Source organism: Hymenobacter sp. ISL-91 (assembly GCF_018613725.1).
Lineage (GTDB): Bacteria > Bacteroidota > Bacteroidia > Cytophagales > Hymenobacteraceae > Hymenobacter.
In genome coordinates, this window is record NZ_JAGGPS010000050.1 from 1 (window position 1) to 6,509 (window position 6,509).

Annotated in this window: 5 protein-coding genes; 1 reads left to right on the top strand and 4 read right to left on the bottom strand. The window is 55.7% G+C overall.

Annotated features, from left to right (window positions below; genetic code table 11):
• Nucleotides 1-238: 238 nt before the first annotated feature.
• From J7E24_RS17235 to asnB, 4 genes are all read right to left on the bottom strand, one after another.
• Nucleotides 239-1,219, bottom strand: coding sequence for a UDP-glucuronic acid decarboxylase family protein (locus tag J7E24_RS17235; RefSeq protein WP_215139358.1), 981 nt, complete (start codon nt 1,217-1,219; stop codon nt 239-241).
• A gap of 457 nt (nt 1,220-1,676) precedes the next feature.
• A complete protein-coding gene (locus J7E24_RS17240) occupies nt 1,677-3,020 on the bottom strand; it encodes a UDP-glucose dehydrogenase family protein (RefSeq protein ID WP_215139359.1) in 1,344 nt (447 codons plus the stop codon).
• A 45-nt stretch (nt 3,021-3,065) separates the two neighbouring features.
• On the bottom strand, nt 3,066-3,779 hold the full coding sequence (locus J7E24_RS17245; RefSeq protein WP_215139360.1) for a glycosyltransferase family 2 protein: 714 nt from the start codon (nt 3,777-3,779) through the stop codon (nt 3,066-3,068).
• 100 nt (nt 3,780-3,879) lie between these two features.
• On the bottom strand, nt 3,880-5,784 hold the full coding sequence (gene asnB / locus J7E24_RS17250; protein WP_215139361.1) for an asparagine synthase (glutamine-hydrolyzing): 1,905 nt from the start codon (nt 5,782-5,784) through the stop codon (nt 3,880-3,882).
• 185 nt (nt 5,785-5,969) lie between these two features.
• Here asnB and J7E24_RS17255 point away from each other — a divergent pair, with 185 nt between their 5' ends.
• The gene (locus tag J7E24_RS17255) at nt 5,970-6,437 is read left to right on the top strand and encodes an acyl-CoA-binding protein (RefSeq protein WP_215139362.1); all 468 of its coding nucleotides are present in this window, start codon (nt 5,970-5,972) and stop codon (nt 6,435-6,437) included.
• Nucleotides 6,438-6,509: the final 72 nt, after the last annotated feature.

Genomic DNA, 6,509 nt, shown 5'->3' on the forward strand with positions numbered 1-6,509 from the left:
TCTACTTGATTAACACACAACCAACAGCTTCAATATTAAGTCCGCTCAGCTACCGCATTACCACACGCTAATTTCGTTCATATAATGCACACTCGCCCAATATCCTGCCACCACCAGTGAGTAAAACCAGCTTGCAGGAACATCGCAAGCATTACTACTGCGACTGGTATATAGTATAGTTTCCAGGCTTAAGGGAGGTAATCAAATAGCTCTTTCCTATTTACTCTACCCTATTGGGCTAGAAGCTGCGCGGGGTGTTATCGACTTTACCGGCCATTACCTCGCTCACGTGCTCCTTAAAGTATTCCAACGTCCGGCGCAGGCCCTCGGCGCGGTCTACTTTCGGCTCCCAGCCCAGAATTTCGCGGGCCTTCGTGATGTCGGGCTTGCGCTTCATCGGGTCGTTCTGGGGCAATTCCTGGTAGCTGGGCTGGAACTCTACGTTCATTAGTCGGGCAATTTCCTCGCCGAACTCCTTGATGCTGATTTCGTCGGGGTTGCCGATGTTGACGGGCAGGGCATAGTCGCTGAGTAGCAACCGGTAGATGCCTTCAATCAAATCGTCTACGTAGCAGAATGAGCGGGTCTGGGAGCCGTCGCCGAATACGGTCAGGTTTTCCCTGTTCAGCGCCTGGCTCAGGAAGGTAGGTAGCACCCGCCCATCGTTAAGGCGCATGCGGGGGCCGTAGGTGTTGAAGATGCGTACGATACGCGTTTCCAGTCCGTGGTGGTTATGATAGGCCATGGTAATGGCTTCCTGGAAACGCTTGGCCTCGTCGTAGCAGCCGCGCGGGCCCACCGGGTTTACGTTACCATAATACTCTTCTATCTGCGGATGGACTTCCGGGTCGCCGTACACTTCCGAAGTGCTGGCAATCAGCATGCGGGCACCTTTCACGCGGGCTAAACCCAGCAGGTTGTGCGTACCCAGGGAACCCACTTTCAGGGTCTGGATCGGAATTTTAAGGTAGTCGATGGGCGAGGCGGGCGAGGCAAAGTGCAGGATGTACTCCAGTTTGCCGGGCACAAATACGAATTTCGACACGTCGGCATGATGAAACTCGAAGTGCTCATTGCCAAACAGATGCTCGATGTTTGCCAGCGCACCGGTAATGAGGTTATCCATGGCAATCACCTGGTAGCCTTCAGCCAAAAACCGGTCGCAGAGGTGGGAGCCCAAAAAGCCAGCCCCTCCGGTAATAAGTACGCGCTTTTTCATTTTCGAGCTGTTAGCCATTGAAGCTGTTGAGAAAGTCACCAGAATGAGTAGCTGCCGTTACGCGGTTGCCGCGCGGTGTAAGGACAGCGCATCTAAGGCCCACCCACACACCGCGCGGAATTAGCCTAAATCCAAAACGGCATAACAGCAAGTAGAGAACAGTAATGCGATACTTCGACTACGATGACTTTCCCACAGCTTGTTTAGCCAACCGCTATACTTGTGGTGAGGTGGTATGCGAAAAGCGGGCGGTTGTAGAGACGCATCTTTGCTCCTAGTTGAACGACTTCGCCTGACGTTTCTGACGCTGGCCGTTCATCGATGAGACGCAAAGATGCATCTCTATATTATGCTCGCAAACCAGTCCACGACGAGTGTAATGGCTTTTCAGGTTCGATGAAAATCAATTCGCAAGCTGTAATGGGTGGCAGCCTGAATGCAAGCTAGCGGCTAATGGCTATCGGCTGACTAGTGCTGAACGCGTTGGGCCCATGCCGATTCCGTGGTAGATAAAGCCCGCCTTTTCTATTTCCTGTTTATCGTAGATGTTCCGGCCGTCGAAGATGACTTTCTGCTTCATCAGTCGGCTTACTACGGCGAGGTTGAGCACCCGGAACTCGGGCCACTCCGTTACAATAAGCAGGGCATCAGCCTCAATGAGGGATTCCATTTGATTGTCGGAGTAAGTAATCCGGTCGCCCAGCGTGTGCCTGGCCTCCTGCATAGCCACGGGGTCGTAGGCCGATACTACGCAGCCTGCAGCTAACAGCTTCTCGATAATAACCAGCGAGGGCGCCTCACGTATATCATCGGTTTTAGGTTTGAAAGACAAGCCCCAAACGGCCATCTTTTTGCCCGTCAGCTCGCCGTTGAAGTGCTTATTTACCTTGTTGAACAACAGCTCCTTTTGGCCTTCATTCACGCTTTCTACGGCCTGAAGCACCTGCATCTGATACCCGTTTTCCTGGGCCGTTCTGATGAGCGCCTTTACGTCTTTGGGGAAACAGGAGCCACCGTAGCCGATGCCTGGGTAAATAAACTTGGGCCCAATGCGGGCGTCGGAGCCAATTCCACGACGCACCATATTTATGTCGGCCCCCACTATTTCGCAGAGATTAGCAATATCATTCATGAATGATATCTTGGTAGCCAGCATCGAGTTGGCCGCATACTTCGTCATCTCGGCCGACGGGATATCCATAAAAATAATCGGGTGGCCGTTGAGCAGAAAAGGCTTATAGAGGCGGCGCATTACCTCCGTGGCCTGCTCGGAGTCCACCCCCACTACAATGCGGTCGGGCTTCAGAAAGTCGTCGATAGCCGCCCCTTGCTTTAGAAACTCGGGGTTTGAAGCCACATCGAAGCCAATGTGTACGCCACGCTTGTCGAGCGCCCGCGCAATTTCCTGGTGTACGATGGGAGCGGTACCCACCGGAACCGTGCTCTTGGTGACGATAACGCAGTAGGATTGCATATACTCCCCGATGCCACGGGCTACGTTCAGCACGTACTTCAGATCAGCCGAGCCATCTTCGCCGGGCGGGGTGCCTACCGCAATAAGCACTACCGCACATTCCTTGATTCCCGTGCTCAGGTCGGCAGTAAAATGCAGGCGGCCCGCCTCCATATTGCGGACAACCATTTCCTCCAGCCCCGGCTCGTAGATGGGCATGATGCCCTGGCGCAGATTGTTAATTTTATGCTGATCAATATCAATGCACGTCACGTCGATGCCGACCTCGGCAAAGCAGGTACCCGTTACCAAGCCCACATATCCAGTGCCTACAACCGCAATTTTCATATAGCCAGGCTCCGTTAAAAACAATTATGGATAATCAAAGTACAATTAAAGCACTCCGTATTTTACAATGCAATAGATAGCCCTAAATCCGTCGCGCCAGCCGATTTTTTTGCCCTCGGCGTAGGTGCGGCCGTAGTAGCTGATGCCTACCTCGTAGATACGGACGCCAGGCACGCGGGCTATTTTTAGGGTTACTTCGGGCTCGAAGCCGAAACGCTTTTCCTCCAGCTGCAGCCCCTGCACCAGCTCGCGCCGAAAGAGCTTGTAGCAGGTTTCCATGTCGGTGAGGTTGAGGTTGGAAAAGGCATTGCACAGTGTGGTGAGCCACTTGTTGCCGATGCTGTGCCAGAAGAACAGAATGCGGTGAGGCTTGCCCCCAATAAAGCGCGAGCCGTACACCACATCGGCCACGCCGCGTAGCACGGGAGCCAGCAGCACATTGTACTCCTGGGGGTCATACTCCAGGTCGGCGTCCTGAACAACGATAAACTCGCCGGTAGCCACCCGGATGCCGGTGTGCAGCGCGGCGCCTTTACCCTGGTTGCTGGCGTGTCGATGGTAACTCAGTGGTAGCTCAGGATGCTCGGTGGCGTAGCGCTGCACCTCAGCGGCCGTATCGTCCGTCGAGAAATCATCCACCACTATTACTTCCTTACCAAAGCCACCAGCCAACTCTACAGCCCGGATCTGGTCCAGCACCCGCGCGATAGTGGCGCCTTCGTTGTAAGCCGGAATGATAATGGAAAGCTTACGCGTCATTTAAGCCAGTAACTACTTGGAGGTAGCCTATGAAGTTTACTTCGTTACTACCAAAATGGAGGCCAACAGCTAGTAGCTGATGGCTAACGGCTCGACCTACCTACGCCATCCACTTCTTCCACCACCACTGGAACACGATGAGGGCCCAGATGCGGGCATGTACGTCGCCGGGGCTGTTAGAAAAGAGCTGTTTCTTGAGTTGCTGCACCGCCTCGACGGAGAAAATGCCCTGAGCCTCAATGAAGCCGTCGGAAAGCAGATCGTCTTCAATGAGCGGGCGCAGCTCGCCCCGGAACCACTTGAGCAGGGGCACTTCGAAGCCGTGCTTCGGGCGCTTGTACAACTCTTCGGGCAGCATGGGCCGGAAGGCATCCTGCACGATTTTTTTCTTCATGTTCGCATCAATCTTGCTACTTACGGGCAGCGAGAAGGCAAAGCGCACCACGTTGGGGTCGAGGAAAGGCGGGCGAACTTCCAGCGAGTTGGCCATGCTCATCATGTCGACCTTGGCCAGCATGTCGTAAGGCAGTACCATGCGCGTATCGGTGAGCAGCACCTCGTTCAGGTCGCCATCGGCGTGCAGGCCCCCCAGTAGCTCACGGCGGCGACGCTCATTCAGCTTTTTGCCGATTTTGCGGCGCGCGGCCGGGCTCAGCAGTTGGCGGGCATCGGTTTCCGAAGCAAACGAGGCCCAGTCCCAGTACCGGTTTTTGGGGCCGCTGAGCATGCCGCGCGAGAAGCGCTGAAACTGCCGGACTTTATTGCCCAGGAAGGAGTTACGCGACTTGGGCAACACGTTCCAGAGCATATCGAGGCCCGCCACGGCTTCGGCCTTGAAGCCGCCCTGGCGCACCTGAAACTCGCCCATGTGCTTGTTATAGCCGGCAAACAGCTCGTCGGCGCCGTCGCCGCTCAGCGCTACGGTAGCCTTCTCGCGGGTGCGCTTGCTGAGGATGTACACGGCCAGGGCCGACGAGTCGGCGAAGGGCTCGTCTAGGTAGTTGAGCACATCGAAGATGTGGTCGTAGAGGTCTTGGTTGCGGAGCGAGAAAACCGTGTGGTTGGTTTTGTAGCGCTCGGCTACCAGCTGGGCATACTTGGTTTCGTCAAAAAACGGCTCATCAGCAAAACCGATGCTGAACGTGTTCAGGTGGGGCGTATGGCGGGTGGCCAGCGCTACTACCACGCTCGAATCGATGCCGCCGCTCAGGAAAGCACCCACGGGCACATCGGCCACCAGGCGGCGGGCGGTGGCGTCATCGAGCAGCTCGACCAGCTTGGCCTGCTGCTGCTCGTAGGTCGTTTTGTTCTTCTCGACCTTCTTAGGGTCGTACGGAATCTTGTACCACTGCTTGCGCACTACTTTTCCCTCCTTGATGAACAGGTAGTAGCCGGGCAGCACTTTTTTCACGCCCTTGAAAATAGTGGCCGGCCCGGGAATGTAGTTCAGCTGCAGGTACTGGCTCAGCGAGGTAAAATCGAGCTTACGCGGAATTCCAAGCGCCAGCAACGACTTCATTTCGGAAGCAAACAGCAGCTTGTCTTCGTCGCGGTACACGAGCAGGGGCTTTTCGCCCATCCGGTCGCGGGCCACGAACAGCGAGTTTTCCTCCTTGTCGTAGATGGCAAAGGCGAAAAAGCCGTTGAGCTTTTTCAGGAAGCTACGCCCTTCAGCAATATAGAGCTGCAGAATAACCTCGGTATCGGTCTGTGAGTGGAAGGTGTGACCCTTCTTCACTAGCTGTTGCCGCAACTCCCGGAAGTTGAATATTTCGCCGTTGAAGGCAATGGTGTAGCGGCCCGACTCGTCGGTCATGGGCTGGTTGCCATCGGCCGACAAATCGAGAATGGCCAGGCGCCGAAAGCCTAGCCCGCAACTATCGTACATAAAGTGTCCCTGTGAGTCGGGCCCACGGCTGACGATGGCGTCGGTTGAGGCAGGCAGGGCGGCCAGCGCACTACGGCCGGCCTCAGTAAAAGCGAATACTCCGGAGATTCCACACATATGGCTGGCAAAAGTACGAACTATTGCCATGTGGATTGGCAAAAACTGTACTACTCCTCCGTAACCAAAGCCGGGCCGGGCTAGTACAACCTTACTGCCGGGCTGCCACCGGTTACCAATTACCGGACCGGCTCTTGCCGCCCGCTTCCCTCCTACTCACTTTACCTTACTTCTACCCTCCGAATATGAGCCTTCAGCAAGATTTTGACGCCGCTGCCCAGCGCATTGACACACTGCCCGGCGAAATGGCCGCCGCGCACATGACCGAACTCTACGGCCTCTACAAGCAGGCCACCGACGGTGACCACGACGCCAAGCGGGATGAAGTGGGCGACGACACCCCCGATAACCCCAATGGCCCCGAAGGCCTCTCGCAGGGCCAGTGGGACGCCTGGAGCAAATGCAAAGGCATGTCGCACGAAGAAGCCAAGCAGCAGTACATCAGCCGCGCCAACGAACTAGTGCAGCATTACCAACAGGATCGGCCGCAATCGGCTACCGACCAGCCCATGGGTGCGCCCGGCACAGCCGACGCCAGCCCCGCTGCTCAGGCCCAGCAGCAGGCCGGTCAGTCGCAAATGGGTGGCCTGAAGGGCGACCTAAAAGATGGTACGCCCTATGGCGGCGAGGATGAGTTGAAAAACGCTCAGTAAACGGCGTATTCGCTCAAATTTCACTTCCAGTGAACAGAAAAGCCACCTCAAATGAGGTGGCTTTTCTGTTCA